The organism is Variovorax sp. S12S4 (genome assembly GCF_023195515.1).
In the GTDB taxonomy this organism is placed as follows: domain Bacteria; phylum Pseudomonadota; class Gammaproteobacteria; order Burkholderiales; family Burkholderiaceae_C; genus Variovorax.
The window spans coordinates 5,074,809-5,090,242 of record NZ_JALPKR020000002.1 but is presented as its reverse complement, the minus strand read 5'-3'; the positions used below and the strand labels follow the sequence as shown (position 1 = coordinate 5,090,242).

The 15,434-nt window shown below is 67.7% G+C and carries 16 protein-coding genes and 1 pseudogene; 12 read left to right on the top strand and 5 right to left on the bottom strand.

The genetic code is table 11. From position 1 onward, the window contains the following. Positions 1-32: 32 nt before the first annotated feature. Positions 33-1,541: a DUF853 domain-containing protein gene (locus M0765_RS24950; protein WP_258506607.1), complete on the bottom strand. Its 1,509-nt coding sequence runs from the start codon at positions 1,539-1,541 to the stop codon at positions 33-35. Between the two features lie 102 nt (positions 1,542-1,643). Here M0765_RS24950 and M0765_RS24945 point away from each other — a divergent pair, with 102 nt between their 5' ends. From M0765_RS24945 to fabG, 11 genes and pseudogenes are all read left to right on the top strand, one after another. After that, entirely contained in the window at positions 1,644-1,955 is a 312-nt protein-coding gene (locus tag M0765_RS24945; RefSeq protein ID WP_055796895.1) for a phosphopantetheine-binding protein, read from the top strand. 3 nt (positions 1,956-1,958) lie between these two features. Next, the gene (locus M0765_RS24940; protein ID WP_258506606.1) at positions 1,959-2,603 is read left to right on the top strand and encodes a COG4648 family protein; all 645 of its coding nucleotides are present in this window, start codon (positions 1,959-1,961) and stop codon (positions 2,601-2,603) included. A 16-nt stretch (positions 2,604-2,619) separates the two neighbouring features. Further along, complete coding sequence (locus M0765_RS24935) at positions 2,620-2,916, top strand: hypothetical protein (RefSeq protein ID WP_258506605.1); 297 nt, start codon at positions 2,620-2,622, stop codon at positions 2,914-2,916. Then, positions 2,913-4,328, top strand: a complete 1,416-nt coding sequence (locus tag M0765_RS24930; RefSeq protein WP_258506604.1) for an AMP-binding protein — start codon at positions 2,913-2,915, stop codon at positions 4,326-4,328. Before M0765_RS24935 ends, M0765_RS24930 begins: the two co-directional genes overlap by 4 nt. Continuing rightward, the gene (locus tag M0765_RS24925) at positions 4,328-5,326 is read left to right on the top strand and encodes an acyl-CoA synthetase (RefSeq protein ID WP_258506603.1); all 999 of its coding nucleotides are present in this window, start codon (positions 4,328-4,330) and stop codon (positions 5,324-5,326) included. The genes M0765_RS24930 and M0765_RS24925 overlap by 1 nt, the downstream gene beginning before the upstream one ends. Further along, entirely contained in the window at positions 5,298-5,945 is a 648-nt protein-coding gene (locus M0765_RS24920; protein ID WP_258506601.1) for an outer membrane lipoprotein carrier protein LolA, read from the top strand. The genes M0765_RS24925 and M0765_RS24920 overlap by 29 nt, the downstream gene beginning before the upstream one ends. After that, on the top strand, positions 5,942-8,338 hold the full coding sequence (locus M0765_RS24915; protein ID WP_258506600.1) for an MMPL family transporter: 2,397 nt from the start codon (positions 5,942-5,944) through the stop codon (positions 8,336-8,338). Before M0765_RS24920 ends, M0765_RS24915 begins: the two co-directional genes overlap by 4 nt. Continuing rightward, positions 8,338-9,180: a polysaccharide deacetylase family protein gene (locus tag M0765_RS24910; RefSeq protein WP_258506599.1), complete on the top strand. Its 843-nt coding sequence runs from the start codon at positions 8,338-8,340 to the stop codon at positions 9,178-9,180. Before M0765_RS24915 ends, M0765_RS24910 begins: the two co-directional genes overlap by 1 nt. Then, positions 9,177-9,950, top strand: a complete 774-nt coding sequence (locus M0765_RS24905; RefSeq protein WP_258506596.1) for a class I SAM-dependent methyltransferase — start codon at positions 9,177-9,179, stop codon at positions 9,948-9,950. Before M0765_RS24910 ends, M0765_RS24905 begins: the two co-directional genes overlap by 4 nt. Next, positions 9,947-10,419, top strand: a pseudogene (locus tag M0765_RS24900) (hydroxymyristoyl-ACP dehydratase). The gene M0765_RS24905 and the pseudogene M0765_RS24900 overlap by 4 nt, the downstream one beginning before the upstream one ends. Beyond that, positions 10,416-11,147, top strand: a complete 732-nt coding sequence (fabG, locus tag M0765_RS24895) for a 3-oxoacyl-ACP reductase FabG (protein WP_258506595.1) — start codon at positions 10,416-10,418, stop codon at positions 11,145-11,147. The pseudogene M0765_RS24900 and the gene fabG overlap by 4 nt, the downstream one beginning before the upstream one ends. Here the strand turns inward: fabG and M0765_RS24890 are convergent. From M0765_RS24890 to M0765_RS24875, 4 genes are read right to left on the bottom strand one after another with little or no spacing between them, the layout of a single operon-like run. Then, the gene (locus M0765_RS24890) at positions 11,128-11,949 is read right to left on the bottom strand and encodes a glycosyltransferase family 2 protein (RefSeq protein WP_258506594.1); all 822 of its coding nucleotides are present in this window, start codon (positions 11,947-11,949) and stop codon (positions 11,128-11,130) included. The two genes, fabG and M0765_RS24890, sit on opposite strands and share 20 nt — an antisense overlap. Then, positions 11,916-12,719 (bottom strand): lysophospholipid acyltransferase family protein, encoded by an 804-nt coding sequence (locus M0765_RS24885; RefSeq protein WP_258506589.1) that lies wholly within the window; start codon positions 12,717-12,719, stop codon positions 11,916-11,918. Before M0765_RS24885 ends, M0765_RS24890 begins: the two co-directional genes overlap by 34 nt. Positions 12,720-12,750: 31 nt before the next feature. After that, positions 12,751-13,779: a chorismate transformation enzyme, FkbO/Hyg5 family gene (locus M0765_RS24880; protein ID WP_258506588.1), complete on the bottom strand. Its 1,029-nt coding sequence runs from the start codon at positions 13,777-13,779 to the stop codon at positions 12,751-12,753. Position 13,780: 1 nt separating this feature from the next. Next, on the bottom strand, positions 13,781-14,569 hold the full coding sequence (locus M0765_RS24875; RefSeq protein ID WP_126746026.1) for a class I SAM-dependent methyltransferase: 789 nt from the start codon (positions 14,567-14,569) through the stop codon (positions 13,781-13,783). A gap of 115 nt (positions 14,570-14,684) precedes the next feature. On the opposite strand from M0765_RS24875, the gene M0765_RS24870 reads away from it, so the two are divergent. Beyond that, entirely contained in the window at positions 14,685-15,410 is a 726-nt protein-coding gene (locus M0765_RS24870; protein ID WP_126746025.1) for a YebC/PmpR family DNA-binding transcriptional regulator, read from the top strand. Positions 15,411-15,434: the final 24 nt, after the last annotated feature.

Here is a 15,434-nt window from a genome sequence, read left to right as displayed (position 1 = left end):
GCGCGCCGACCGGGCGAGCGCCCGGCCCGGCCTCAGCGCTTCTTGGCCCCGAAGATGCCGCCCAGAACGCCGCGCAGGATTTCCTTGCCGACCGAAGTGCCCATGGTGCGCACTGCCGACTTGGCCATGGTCTGCACCAGGCCGTCGCGCTTGCCGCCGCGCGGGCCCGTGCTGCCGAAAAGCAGGTCGTTCAGCATGCTGCTGCCTCCGGACGATTCGGCCGCATCCTTGGCGCCCGGTTTGGCCGCCGGCGCATCGGGTGCGCTTTCGGCGCGGCCCTTGAGTTTTTCATAGGCCGATTCGCGGTCGACGGTTTTTTCGTACACACCGGCGACGAGCGAATTGGCAATAACCGCCTGGCGCTGCTCGGGCGTGACGGGACCGATCTGGCTGCCGGGCGGCACCACGAACACGCGCTCGGTCACGCTCGGGCGCCCCTTGGCGTCGAGAAAACTCACCAGCGCCTCGCCCACCGCAAGTTCGGTAATCGCGGTTTCGATGTCCAGGCCCGGCTTCTGGCGCATGGTGGTGGCCGTGGCTTTCACGGCCTTCTGGTCGCGCGGGGTGAAGGCGCGCAGCGCATGCTGGACGCGGTTGCCCAACTGGGCCAGCACCGAATCCGGAATGTCGAGCGGGTTCTGCGTCACGAAATAAACGCCCACACCCTTGGAGCGCACGAGCCGCACCACCAACTCGATGCGTTCGACCAGCGCCTTGGGCGCTTCGTTGAACAGCAGATGGGCCTCATCGAAGAAGAAGGCCAGCTTGGGTTGGTCCGGGTCGCCGATTTCGGGCAGCTGTTCGAACAGTTCAGACAGCATCCAGAGCAGGAACGTGGCGTACAGCCGCGGAGAGTTCATGAGCTTGTCCGCGGCCAGAATGTTGACCACACCCTTGCCGCCCACCGTTTGCATGAAGTCGGCAATGTTGAGCATCGGCTCGCCGAAGAACTTGTCGCCGCCCTGGGTTTCGATCTGCAGCAGGCCGCGCTGGATGGCGCCCACGCTGGCGGCGCTGATGTTGCCGTATTCGGTGGTGAACTGGCTCCCGTTCTCGCCCACGTACTGCAGCATGGCGCGCAGGTCCTTCAGGTCGAGCAGCAGCAGGCCGTTGTCATCCGCGATCTTGAACACCAGGTTCAGCACGCCGGCCTGGGTTTCGTTCACGTCGAGCATGCGGCCCAGCAGCAGCGGGCCCATGTCGGAAACCGTGGCCCGTACCGGGTGGCCTTGTTCACCGAACACGTCCCACAGCGTAACGGGGCAGGCGGCCGGTTCGGGCAGGTCGATGCCGCGTTCCTTCAGCGTGGCCGCCATCTTCTCGCCGATGCTGCCTTTCTGGCTCATGCCGGTCAGGTCGCCCTTGACGTCGGCCATGAACACCGGAACGCCGATGCTCGAGAGCTTTTCAGCGATGGTCTGCAGGGTGACCGTCTTGCCGGTGCCGGTGGCGCCGGTGATCAGGCCGTGGCGGTTGGCCAGGCTGGGCAGCAGGGCGCACTCCGTGGTGTCGTGGCGTGCTATCAGGAGGGGGTCGGCCATTGAGGGCTCCGGGTCGTATCGAAGCGGGCAGTCTAATCAAGCGGCGCTCCTATAATCCACGGCCCCCGAGGTAGTTACGGAAAAAGTTTCAGGAGGTTTTTTTTGTCATCGACTGCTCAGCCCCCCATTCCCGCCGTTGGCGATTCACCTGAACAGTCGCCGATTGAAAAAGAGTTGGCCGTCTTGCTGGTGAACGCGCTCAATCTGGAAGTTGCCCCCGAAGACATCGTGCCGACCGATCCGCTGTACGGCGAAGGCCTGGGCCTCGACTCCATCGACATTCTCGAAGTTGCACTCGAGGTGTCCCGGCGCTACGGCTTCCAGTTGCGTTCGGACGACGAGCGCAACCAACAGATCTTCCAGTCGCTGCGCACGCTCGCGACCCACGTCGCCCAGCACCGCAGCGCCTCCTGATCCATGTCTCGATGGCGACTGGCGCTCCTGCTGCTGGTGGGAGTGGCCTATGCCGGCCTCTCTCACTGGATGATGCTGTTCCACCCCACCGAGCCGTGGGCGGTGGTGGTCTTGCTCGGCCCGCTCTGGCTGGCTGCCATGGGTTTTGCCGCCAGCAAGCTCGGCCGCTGGGGCTTCATTGCCGCCATGCTGCTCGGCATCGCGGGCTTCGCCTTGGTTTTCCTGGGTGAGGCGGGCGATACGAATCGGCTCTATGTGTTCCAGCATGTGGCCATCAACGGCCTCTTGTGCGGCTGGTTCGGCGCTTCGCTGCGCGGGCCCGGCCTGCCGCTGATCACCCAGTTTGCCCAGCGCGTGCATCCGCTCAAGGGCCATATGCTGGCCTACACGACGCAGCTCACCCGCATCTGGACCGTGTATTTCGCACTGGTGGTGGTGTCGTCGATCGTGGTGTACCTAACCCTGCCTTTCTCGGCCTGGTCGCTGCTCGCGAACGTGCTGACACCGCTCTCGGTGACGCTTCTTTTCGTGGGCGAGCACCTGGTGCGCTACCGGCTGCACCCCGAATTCGAGCGCACGCGGCTCATCGATGCGGTGCGCGCCTTCCAGGGTACGTCGACCATCGACCCCGGCACCGGCAACCGTTGAAACAGGTGGCACCCGCGTGAGCGCAGATACCCGCCTGCTGCCCCTGATTGCAAACCGGGACCTCGATGCGCCCCTGGCATGGCGTGCGGGCGTGCCGGTGAGCACGGGGCAGTTCCTGGCCGACGTGGCCCGCTTCGCGCCGGTACTGCCCGCAGAGGGCAAAGCCGTCAATCTTTGCGTCGACCGCTACGCTTTTGCGGTCAGCCTGGCCGCTGCGCTGGTGCGGGGCCACGCGAGCCTGCTGCCGCCTGACGCCCGGCCCGACACGCTCGCGCGCCTGCTCGACGCCGGAAGCGCCGGTCTTTTGCATTGACGGACGACGCCGGCCTTGCCACCCCGGGCATGCCGCGCGTGCTGATCGAAGACCGCTCCAGCTTCGATGGCGGCGCCGGCCTCGATGTACCGGCCGTCGATGGCGGCATGCACGCCGTGAGCCTGCTGACCTCCGGCTCGACCGGCGTGCCCCAACCGCACGCTAAGCGATGGGAAACGCTGGTCGGCGACGTTGCGGTGGCGGTGGAGCGGCTCTCCAGCCTGCTCGGGCGGCCGTCGCTTGCCGGCCTGACGCTGGTCGCGACCGTGCCGGTGCAGCACAGCTACGGGCTCGAATCGTCCGTGTTGCTGGCCATGCTGGGCGGCGCCGCATTCGAAAGCGGACGGCCGTTTTTTCCGGCCGACGTGGTGAAAACGTTGGCTTCGGTGCCGCGTCCGCGTGCGCTGGTCACCACGCCTTTCCACCTGAAGACGCTGCTGCTTTCGGGCATCGAGCTGCCGCCTGTCGACCTGATTCTTTCGGCCACCGCGCCGCTCTCGCCGCAGCTGGCGGCCCAGGCCGAGCAGGCGCTTGGCGGCGTGCTGATCGAAATCTACGGCAGCACCGAGTCCGGCCAGGTCGCCACCCGCCGCACCACGCAAAGCGAGGTCTGGGAGAACTTCGGCAACATTCGCGTGCATGCCGAACCGGGCGAGGGCGACGGACCCGAGCGCTTTATCTTCAGCGGCGACTTCCTGCCCGAGCCCACGCCCATGGCCGACGTGCTCGAACTTCTCGATGCGCGCCGCTTCCGGTTGTTCGGCCGGGCCAACGACCTGATTCACGTGGCGGGGCGGCGCAGTTCGCTTGCGCATCTGAACTATCACCTCAACAGCATCGCCGGCGTTGAAGACGGCGCGTTCTGGCTCCCCGACGAAGTGGCCGACGGCGTGGTGCGCCCTGTGGCTTTTGTGGTGGCGCCCACGCTCTCGGCCGGCGAAATCATCACGGCGCTGCGGCAGCGGCTGGAGCCGGTGTTCGTTCCGCGACGCGTGGTGCAGGTCAAGGCTTTTCCGCGCGAAGGCACCGGCAAGCTCACCGTGCGTGCGCTGCGCGAATTCGCGCTTGCGCAGCTTGCGGGAGACGACAGCCCGGTGGAGTTTGCCCATGCGGTGCCCGTTGATCACCCGGCGTTTGCGGGCCACTTTCCCGGTCAGCCGCTACTGCCCGGGGCGCTGATACTGGCCGAGGTCATGGAAGCCGTGCAGCGGGTGCCGGCACTGGTTGCCCGCCTTGGCACGCACCCCACGCTCGCTGCTGCCAAGTTTCTGGCGCCCGTGCGGCCGGGGAGCATGCTCTCCATCGAACTGCAACCCGAGGCGGGCGCCGCGCGCGGCGTGCGTTTCGACGTGCGCTGCGACGGCGTGGTGGCTGTCACCGGCCGCTGGACCGCGGCGCCAGGCTCCGCGTGATGAAGCACACCGAAGCCGAGACGCACGCCGTGAAAGAGGCGTCGCAGACGGGACAGCGCGGCGACTGGGCGCGCGCTCCCGAGCGCAGCAACATGCTGGCCCTGCGCTTCATCTGCATGATGGCGCTGGTTTTCGGGCGCCACATCACGCGGCTGCTGCTGCCGCCGATCAGCCTGTACTTTCTCTTGTTCGCGCCTACGCCGCGCCGCCACATCAAGCGCTACCTGTTCAGGGCCATTGGCCCGCGCGCGGGGTGGATCGACGGCTATCGCCTGCTGCACGCCTTTGCCTCGACGGTGCTCGACCGCGTGTACTTCCTGCGCGGGCGCATGGATCTGTTCGACGTGAAGGTCAAGGGCAACATGCCGCTGGAGACCGAGGCGCTGCAAGGGCGGGGTGCCTTCCTGCTGGGCGCGCACGTCGGCAGCTTCGAGGCGCTGGGCGCCTGCAAGCACCACAGCCAGCACAAGCAGGAGTTGCGGCTTGCAATGCTGATGTACCCCGACAACGCGCAGCGCATCACGGCCATTCTGAACGCGATCAGCCTCCCTGAAGCGAGGCCTCACGTGATCGCGCTGGGCCGGCCGCATTCGATGCTTGCCCTGCGCGACTGGCTCGACCACGGCGGCCTTGGCGGCATGCTGGCCGACCGTACGCTGCCGGGCAGCGAGGACCAGCCCGCGCAGCAGCGCGGCAACAACATCGTGCTGCCCTTTTTGGGCCAGCCGGCCAGCTTCAACGACGGCCCGTTCCGCCTCGCGGCGCTGCTGCGGCGCAAGGTGTTCTTCATGGCCGGCCTGTACGGCGGCGGTGCGCGCTACGATGTCCAGTTCGACCTGCTGGCCGACTTCAGCGAACGCGCCTCCGACCCCGCCGAGCGGGAACGCCGCATCCGCGCGGCGGTCGAAGCCTACGTGGCGCACCTCGAAGCGCTGTGCCGCGCCTACCCCTACAACTGGTTCAATTTTCATGATTTCTGGCTCGAAGATTCGGTTTGACTGGCTTTGCAGGAGCCTGCTGCTGGCACTGGCCTGCTGCGCCGCGCCCGCGTGGGCTTTCGACTTGTCCGAGCTGATGGGTCTTCTTTCCAAGCAGAAGAGCGGCGAGGCGCGCTTCACCGAGCAGCGCTTCGTGCACGGGCTCGAAGGCCCGCTCGATGCGCGGGGCACGCTGAGCTTCGAGGCGCCGGACAAGCTGGTGCGACGCACCTTGTCGCCGCGCGTCGAAACCATGGCGGTCGAAGGCAACACGCTCACGCTCTCGCGCGGCGGCCGCAACCGCACGCTCACGCTCGACAGCATGCCCGAGCTGCTCGGCCTGGTCGAAGCCATGCGCGGCACGCTGACCGGCGACGGCACCACGCTGCAGCGCTATTTCCGCAGCACCGTGGGCGGGTCGGCCAGCAACTGGACGCTCGACCTCACGCCCATCGACAGCCGCCTGGCGGCGCAGATGCGCAGCATCCGCATCTCGGGCCGCGCCAGCGAAGTGCTGGGCCTTGAAATGGAATTCGTCGGCGGCGACCGCTCGGTGATGAACATCACGCCCGAGCGCGCGGGCGCTGCTCCCGTGGCTCCCTCTGCGCCGGCGGGCGCTGCCGGGCGCACCACGCCGTGACCGGGCGCCAGACCGCGGGAGGCCCGCCGAGCTGGCAGCGCCGCGCGTTGGTGCTGCTGGTGTGGGCGCTGGTCCTGATCGGCGGCGGGCTGCAGATCGCGCGCACGCATTTCAGCGCCGACCTTTCGGCCTTCCTGCCCAAGAGCCCCGACGTGCGGCAGCAGGTGCTCATCGAGCAACTGCAAAGCGGCGTGGCCTCGCGCACGCTGCTGCTCGGCATCGAGGGCGGCGCCAGCGTGGAGCAGCGCGCCGCGGTGTCCCGCGCGGTGGCCAAGGCCATGCGCGAAAGCCGTCTGTTCGACCTGATCCAGAACGGCGACACCGGCGACTGGACCGAAGCCGGCACCTGGGTCTTCGATCACCGCTACCAGCTCTCGCCAGGCGTCAAACCCGAGCAGTTCACCGTCGATGGACTGCGCGACGCAATCAACGAAACGCTCTCGATGCTGGGCACGCCGGCCGGCAACGTGATCAAGCCCTTGCTCGACCGCGACCCCACCGGCGAGACGCAGCGCATTGCCGTGGACCTGGCGCCGGCCAGCGCGCCGCGTACCGAGGGCGGCGTATGGATGTCGCGCACCGCGCCCCGCGCGCTCATGATTGCCACCACGCGCGCCGCGGGCAGCGACCTCGACGCACAGGCCGCGGCCATCGCGCGCGTGCATGCGGCCTTCGATGCCGCCACGCGCGGCATGGGCGAGGCCGGGCCCAAGCTGCTGCTCAGCGGCCCGCCGGTGTTCTCGGTGCTGAGCCGGGACAAGATCAAGACCGAAGCGATCCACCTTGCAATCGTGGGCGGCATCGTCATGGGTGGGTTGCTGCTGCTGGCGTTCGCGTCGCCGCGCGCGCTGGTCATCGCCTTTCTGCCCGTGGCTACGGGCGTGGTCATCGGCACTGCCGCGGTGAGCGTGGTGTTCGGCTCCGTGCACGGCATGACGCTGGGCTTTGGCAGCACGCTGATCGGCGAGACGGTCGACTACGCCATCTACTACCTCATTCAGGCGCGCGGCGCCGCCGTGGCCGGCACCGGCTGGGCCAGGTGGCGCGACGTGCATTGGCCCACCGTGCGGCTCGGGCTGCTCACATCGGTGTGCGGGTTTGCGGCGCTGGTGTTCTCTGGCTTTCCAGGCCTCGCGCAGCTGGGCGTTTTCTCGATTGCGGGGCTCGTGGCCGCCGCGCTCGCCACGCGCTATGCGTTGCCGATGCTCGCGCCGGACGGCGCCACCGGGATGGGCATGCGCAAGTACATGGCGCGCGGCGCCGGCCTGCTGGTTCGCGGCCTGCCGCGCCTGCGCTGGGTTCTGGCCGGGCTCGGCGTTGCGGCGCTGGCGCTGGTCGTCTGGCAGGGCGGCCATCTCTGGCGCGCCGACCTCGGTGCGATGAGCCCGGTGCCCAAGTCGGCCCAGCAGCTCGACGAAATGCTGCGCGCCGACATCGGCACCGGCGATGGCAGCACGCTGGTCGTGGTCTACGGCGCCGACGAAGAGGCCGCACTGCGCAATACCGAGGCAGCCGCGGCGCGGCTCGAGGCGCTGGTCGACAAGGGCGAGCTCGGCGGCTTCGAGACCGTGACGCGCGTGCTCCCGAGCGTTGCAACGCAGGCGGCGCGCCTGGCCAGCCTGCCGGACGGCGAGACCCTGCGAACCCGGCTGGCCGAGGCCACGCAAGGGTCGCCGTTGCCTGCCACGCGCCTGGGACCGTTCCTGGCCGAAGTCGAAGCCGCGCGCAAGCTGGCGCCCGTGCGGCGAGCCGACCTGAAGGACGGCCCGCTCGGTTCGGTCGTCAACACGCTCATGTACCAGCGCCCGGGCGGCGGCTGGTCGACGCTGGTGGTTCTGCACCCGGGCCCGAAGTTCGATGCGGGGCGGCTCGAGGCGGCGCTCGCCGGCGCGCCTGAAGTGCAGGTGGTCGACGTGGGCCGCGAGCTGGCCGGGCTCTATCAGCGCTACCTGCACGAGGCCTTCGTCCAGGTGCTGCTCGGCGCATTGGCCGTGGTGGTGCTGCTCGGCATCTACCTGCGTTCGGGCAAGCGCCTGCTCGCGGTGTGCCAGCCGCTGGTCGTTGCGGTGGTGCTCACGCTCGGCGGCATGGCCGTGCTCCAGGTGCCGCTGGGCATCCTGCACCTGGTCGGGCTGCTGCTGATCGTCGCGGTCGGCTCCAACTACGCGCTGTTCTTCGACCAGCTGCGCGTGTCCGGCCGGGCCGACGAGGACACGCTGGCCTCGCTGATGCTGGCCAACCTGACCACCGTGGTGTCGTTCGGGCTGATCGCGATTTCGGACATTCCGGCGCTGTCGTCGATCGGCCGCGTGGTCGCGCCGGGTGCCTTGCTGGCGCTGCTGCTCTCGGCCGCCTTCGCGAGCCGGATGGCACCGCCACCCGCACGCGGCTGATGGGAAAATCCCGAGCCATGTCATCCGCATCCGCCGCACCGTCTGAATCGTGGCCCTGGCCGCCGGCCATTCGCGCGAGCGCGGCCTTGCACGTGGCCGCCATCGGCGCGGGGGCGCTGGTGCCGGGGGCGATGCCCTGGGCCATCGGTGCCGTCGTGCTGAACCATGCGCTCATCACCGGTGCGGGGCTCACGCCGCGCAGCAGTCTTCTGGGCCCCAACGTCACGCGCCTACCCGATGCGGCCGGCGCCCGGCGCGAAGTGGCCATCACCATCGACGACGGCCCCGAGCCCGAGGTCACGCCCCGGGTGCTCGACCTGCTGGACGCGCATGGTCAGCGCGCCACCTTCTTCTGCATTGCCGAGCGCGTGCTTGCCCACCCGGCGCTCGCGCGCGAGATCGTCGCGCGCGGCCACAGCATCCAGAACCACACCGCGCGGCACCGGCACAATTTTTCTTTTCTCGGACCGCGCGGCTTTGCGAGCGAGATCGCACGGGCGCAAGAAATCCTGACGGAAACCACGGGTCAGCGTCCGACCTGTTTCCGTGCGCCGGCCGGCCTGCGCAACCCGTTCCTCGAGCCGGTGCTGCATCGCCTCGGCCTTTCGCTCGTGAGCTGGACCCGCCGCGGCTTCGACACGCGCGAAGGCGACCCTGCCAAGGTCATGGCGCGCCTTGCCCGCAACCTGCAGGCGCGCGACATCCTGCTTCTGCACGACGGCAACGCCGCGCGCACCCCTGAAGGAAATCCCGTGTTGTTGGAGGTATTGCCCTTGTTGCTCGAACGCCTGCGCGCCGAAGGCCTTAGCGCCGTCACCTTGCCCGAGGGCCTGAAGCGATGAGCGCGGTGCTGCCTTCTTCTGCTGGCACGACCGACAGCGCGTGGCGCGAACTGCACGAAGCCGCCACCATCCCTTACAAGAAGGGCGGCAGCTTTGCTTGGCACTTCGCGCGCGGCAAGCTGGGGCGCGACCCCGTATTTCGCGGTCTGCTCGAGCGCGGCTTGATCGGCTCAGAGCATCGCCGCGTGGTCGACATCGGCTGCGGGCAGGGGCTTTTTGCGAGCCTGCTCGCATCGATGAGCCAGATGCAGGCACAGGGCCGCTGGCCGGCGTCATGGAAGCGCACGCCGGCGGCGGCCGACTACACGGGCATCGAGCTCATGCCCAAGGACGTGGCGCGTGCCGAGGCTTCCATCGGGCATCTGCAACCGGCGCCGAAGCTGGTCTGCGCCGACATGTGCTCGGCGGCGCTGCCGGACTGCGATCTGGTCGTGATTCTCGACGTGCTGCACTACGTGAACATCGAGGCGCAAGACGGTGTTCTGCAGCGCGTGCGCGATGCACTGCGGCGCGGCGGCAACCCGAACGCGCGGCTGCTGCTGCGCGTGGGCGATGCGTCGAGCAAGCGCGGTTTCGCCATCAGCCAGTGGGTCGACCGCACAGTGACCCGCATCCGCGGCCACAAGGTGTCGCCCACCTGGGGCCGTCCGCTGGCCGACTGGATCGCGGTGCTGCAGCGGCTGGGCTTCAGCGTGCAGAGCATTCCCATGAGCGAGGGCACGCCCTTTGCCAACGTGCTGCTGGTGGCCGACCTGGAGCCCTCTGCGTGACAGCAGCCCCGCAAACGCTCGACCGCGCGGGCATTGCGCAGCGCATTCCGCACAGCGGCAGCATGTGCCTGCTCGATCGCCTCGAGCGCTGGGACGCCGAATCCATCCATTGCAGCACCCGCACGCATACACAGCCCGACAACCCATTGCGAACCGCGGGCGGCCTGCTCGCGCCCAACGCCATCGAGTACGCTGCGCAGGCCATGGCCCTGCATGGTGGCCTGCTGGCCGCGGAAGGAAGCACGCCATCGGCCGGCTTTCTGGCGAGTGCGCGCAACGTACGCTTCTCGGTTGCTCGCCTCGACGACGTTGCCGGCGCACTGCAGGTGCAGGCGCGGCGCCTTTCGGGGACACGAACCAGATCCTTTATGAATTCGCGGTGAAAGACAGCGACGGCCTCATGCTGGCCGAAGGCCGCGCCGTGGTGGTGCTGAACACACCGCTTGCAACCGGAGCGACCACCTCATGAGTCTTGAAGGAAAACGCGCACTGATCACTGGCGCCAGCGGCGCATTGGGCGCCGCCATGGCCGAGCGCCTGGCACGCGATGGCGCCACCGTGCTTCTGCACGCCAATTCGCGGCCCGAAGCGGTGGAGCAGCTGGCAGCCACGATTGCGGCGGCTGGCGGCAAGGCCGAATGCCACGTTTTCGACCTGCGCAGCGACGAAGCCTGCCGTGTGGCGTGCGAACGGATGCTCGAAGATGGGCCGGTCCAGATCGTCGTCAACAACGCCGGCGTGCACGACGACGCCGTGCTGCCCGGCATGCGTGCCGAACAGTGGCACAAGGTGATCGACGTTTCGCTCAACGGCTTTTTTCGCGTGACGCAGCCGCTGCTGCTGCCGATGATGCGCACCCGCTGGGGCCGCGTGCTCAATATCTCGTCGGTCTCGGCGCTGACCGGCAACCGCGGGCAGGTCAACTATGCGGCCGCCAAGGGTGCGCTCAACAGCGCGACCAAGGCGTTGTCGCTCGAAGTAGCGTCGCGCGGCGTCACGGTCAACGCCATTGCGCCGGGCATCATCGCCTCGCCCATGGCCGACGCAACCTTCGACCCCGCCATGGTCAACCAGATGGTCCCGATGAAGCGCGCCGGAACGCCGCAGGAAGTGGCGTCGCTGGCCTCATTCCTGGCCAGCGACGAGGCGGCCTACATCACGGGCCAGGTGATTTCCATCAACGGCGGAATGATCTGAGCTTGCTGCCGGGGCCCTCCGAAGCGCTATCTCTGAAAAGGCGGCGCCCCCGGAGCTTGCGAGAAACAAGCCCGGGCAGCCGCAGCACGAATTCGACCATCAGCCGCGTGTGCATCCACGTCAGCAGCACGTTGTCTCGCCCATAGCGAAAGTGCGAAACCCCGCCTTCCTCGGCCGTCAGGTACTTCACCGGCGCATCGATGTTCACGGGCTTGACGCCCCGCCAGGCCAGCCGCACGACGGCTTCGGTGTCGAAGTCGAAGCGGCGCATCCAAGGCTGCCGCGCCATCACGGCGATCAGGTCGGCCACCGGGTACACGCGAAATCCGTAGAGCGAATCGCCGACGCCGGCAAACAGGGTTTCGAGCTGAGTCCAGCCGTTGGACACGCGCCTTCCGCGCACGCGCAGCAGCGGGGCGGAGGCGTCGAACACCGGGCGGCCGAGCACCATGGTTTCAGGGCGCGCCTGCGATGCGGCCATGAACGAAGGAATCAGGTCGGCTGGATGCTGGCCGTCGGAATCCATGGTCAGTGCGTGGGTGAAGCCGGCCTCGCGCGCCGCCCGCAGCCCGTGCAGCACGGCCGCGCCCTTGCCCTGGTTCTGCGGCAGCAGCCACACCCGCAAGCCCGGGTCGCGCGTGGCCATTTGCTGCAGGCGTTCGCCGGTGCCATCGGTGCTGCCGTCCACCACCACCCACACGGGGTTCCATTGGGCTCGCGCCGCTTCGACGGTCGAAAACAGGCGCTCGCCCGCGTTGTAGCTGGGGATCAGGACAAGGTGTGTGCGCGAGGCGTCTGGCATGCGGGGGACGCGTCGGTGGCGCGCTGTTCCATGTTTTGGCGAAAGTATTGTTCCAGCTCCGATTGCAGCACATGGCTGTCTTGCAACGGCGCGAACCGCTCACCCAGCCGCAGCTTGAAGACGATGGGCAGCGGCGGCACGCGCCACAGCGGCCAGCCCTTGCTGAGGTACGGCGAATCGGTTTCGATGAACACGGTCTGGATGGGCGCCTGCGCGAGCTTGGCAATCAGCGTCACGCCGTGCCCGAAGGGGTTGAGCGGCGGCGTTACCGTGCGCGTGCCTTCCGGAAAAATGACCAGCTGCCCGCCGTTGCGAAGGTCTGCCACGGCCAGGCGCACCATGGTGCGCGCCGATTCGTTGCTGATGTAGCGCGCAAGACGCGCACCCGCGCCAAGAAAGATGTTGCGCAGCAGATCGGCCTTCATGATGCAGGCGCTGCGCGGCAGCCGAGCCACCAGCAGCAGCGCATCGAGCATCGTGGGGTGGTTGGCAACGAAGATCACGCCGGGCTCGCTGCGCATCGGGTCGAGGCAGCTCGCATCGATGCGCATCATTCCGGTCACCGAGGCCAGGCCCCAGAACATTCGGTAGGCAAGGGCGATGGTCAGGCGGCCCAGCTTGCGTGCGGGTGCCTCCGGCATGACCGGATACAGCAGCATGGCGACGAAGTTCCAGACCAGCGAAATCAGGCCCAGGAACAGCAGCAGCGCGTAGAGCATCAACGCGAGCGGAATGGTCGTGAGAATGCGCAGCACGCGGGTCATCGACATCTCGTCGGTCCGGTCGAATCGCAACAACGGGTCAGTCCCGCAGGCGGCCCGGGGCGACGGCATGGGCTTCGATCTCCACCAGCAGGTCGCTGCGGCAGATGTCCGCCTCCAGGTAGACCGCATGGCGGATCATCGGTGCGTCGGCGCCCAGCGCGTTCTCGAGCACGCTGCGCACCGCGTCGGTGTCGGCCGGATGGCGCACATAAACCACGCAGTCGAGCATGGCGAGCGAAAACGTGGCCGTGACCTGGCTGTTGGCCGCCGCGATCACCGCCTCGAGGTTGCGCAGCGTTTCGCGCGTTTGCTCCAGCACGTCTCCCTGGTGAACGGTTTCGTGGCCCACGATGCTCGCGGTGCCCGAGATGAAAAGCGCCACGTCGCCATTGCCGACATCCGCCAGCGCGGCGCGCGAAAAGGTGGGTGAACGCGGGCCGTAGGTTTCGGGATAGCGGTAGGCCGAAACCTGGCGCGGATTCTCGACCGGCACGGGCGCCGTTTGCCCGGCCAGGAACCGGATGGACAACGCCCCTTGGTGAATGCCCAGCGCGCACGCCGCAGGGGCGCCTTCGAAGGCAGCGCGGCCGGCCTCGAAAAACGCTTCTTGCCGCCCGAGGTTGAACTGGCGGTATCGCTCCAGCCCGCCGCCGTCGGCATTGATCTGCGGCAGGTAGTTCCAGATGCGCAGCAAGTGCGGCGTGGCGGCGTGGTCGAGTGTCTTGAAGAGATCGCGGTACGCGCTGTGCGCAATTTCGGCGAGGTTCTGTTTTTCCGCGGATTCATCGATGTCGATGGCACCGAGCAGCCAGTGGCCGTTGCTGCGCCAGCGGGCGATGCCCGTGGTGCCCGACTGGACCTGCCCGCCGTTCACGTGCCACACGTCGGCCATGGCGCCCTCTGCGGAAAGTACGCGCGCGTTGACCGTCGGCATCCATGCCAGCCCGTGCGGCGTGCCGTAGCCGAGCGCTGCAAAAGGCGCGGTGCCGTTGGCGGCCAGCGCAAGGCTGTCGGACAGTGAAAGGCGCTCGACGCGCAGATGAGAAATTTCGCCCTGTACTCGCACGTCAGCCGGCCTCGACGGTGTTTTCTGGCTTGCGGGCCATGTATTCGGAAAAAACCCCCAGGCTTGCATGCCGGCGCACTTCGGTGAAGCCGGCGGCACGCAAGGCCTCCAGAACGCGCTCGGGCGGAATGCAGGCCTCGATGGTGTCCCAGTAGTAGCGCCACAGCTCCGAGGTGTTGCTGCGGCGGCCCACCACGCGGGCAATCAGCGGCACCACAGCGCGCATGTAGCCCTTGAGCAGGGCGGTGGCGATGCGGCCCTGCGGCTTGGTGATTTCGAGCACCACCAGGCGGCCGCCGGGTCGCAGCACACGGTGGAACTCGCTGAATGCGGCCGCCACGTCGCTGATGTGGCGCATGGCGTAGCCCATGCTCACGAAGTCGCAGCTGGCATCGGGCCGGGGCAGCGATTCCGCCACGCCCGGCACCAGCTCCACGCCCGGCAGGTTGATCTGTTCCATCATGCCCACGCTGGGATCGACGCCCACCAGCTTGCCCGTGGGGCCGATGATCTTGAGCGCCTCGCGCGCAACCAGCCCGGTGCCGATTCCCACGTCGAGCACCTGCGCGCCCGCAACGAGGCCGGCTTGCGTCAGCGCGGCCCGCCGGTATGCCGGGCCGGTGCCGAAGGCGAGCACGCTCTCGATGCGGTCGTAGTCGGCGGCGGTGCTGTCGAAGATGCGGCGCAGAAACGCCTGGTGCTCCGCCTCGTTCTTGTAATACAGCGGCAAGGGGGTGTGCGGCGGCAGGATGGCCGGATTCCCGGGAGCGACAGAAGGCGATGGCGTCATCGAAGGATTATCACCAAAAGACCTGGCCGCTTCGGCTCCGCCGACGGGCCGTTGCGTGCGCCGGACAGTAAACTCGGAGCCTGCTTTGAAAACACAGGATTGCGAGAAAGAAGTCATGGCCGGACACAGCAAATGGGCAAACATTCAGCACCGGAAGGGCCGCCAGGACGAGAAGCGCGGCAAGCTCTGGACGCGCGCCATTCGCGAAATCACAGTGGCCGCCCGCACTGGCGGCGGCGACCTAAGTGCTAACCCTCGGTTGCGGCTGGCGGTTGAAAAAGCCAAGGCCGTCAACCTGCCGATCGACACCGTCAAGCGCAACATCGACAAGGCCACCGGCAACCTCGAAGGCGTGAATTACGAAGAAATTCGTTACGAGGGGTACGGAATCGGCGGCGCGGCAATCATCGTCGACACCATGACCGACAACCGCGTGCGTACCGTGGCCGAAGTGCGCCACGCATTTTCCAAGCACGGCGGCAACATGGGCACCGAAGGCTCGGTGGCCTTTCAGTTCAAGCACTGCGGGCAGATCATCTTTGCGCCCGGCACCGACGAAGACAAGGTGATGGAGCTTGCGCTCGAAGCCGGCGCCGAAGACGTGGTGACCGACGATGACGGCGCCATCGAGGTGCTCACCGCCGTTGGCGACTTCGAAGCCGTGAAGAACGCGCTGGAGGCCGCCGGCCTGAAGCCCGAGGTGGCCGAGGTCACCATGCGGCCTGAAAACACCGTCGAAATAACCGGCGAAGACGCGGCCAAGATGCAAAAGCTGCTCGATGTGCTCGAAGACCTGGACGACGTCCAGGAGGTCTATCACAACGCGGCGCTTTCCGAATGAACGACATACAGCGAATGAAGGCCT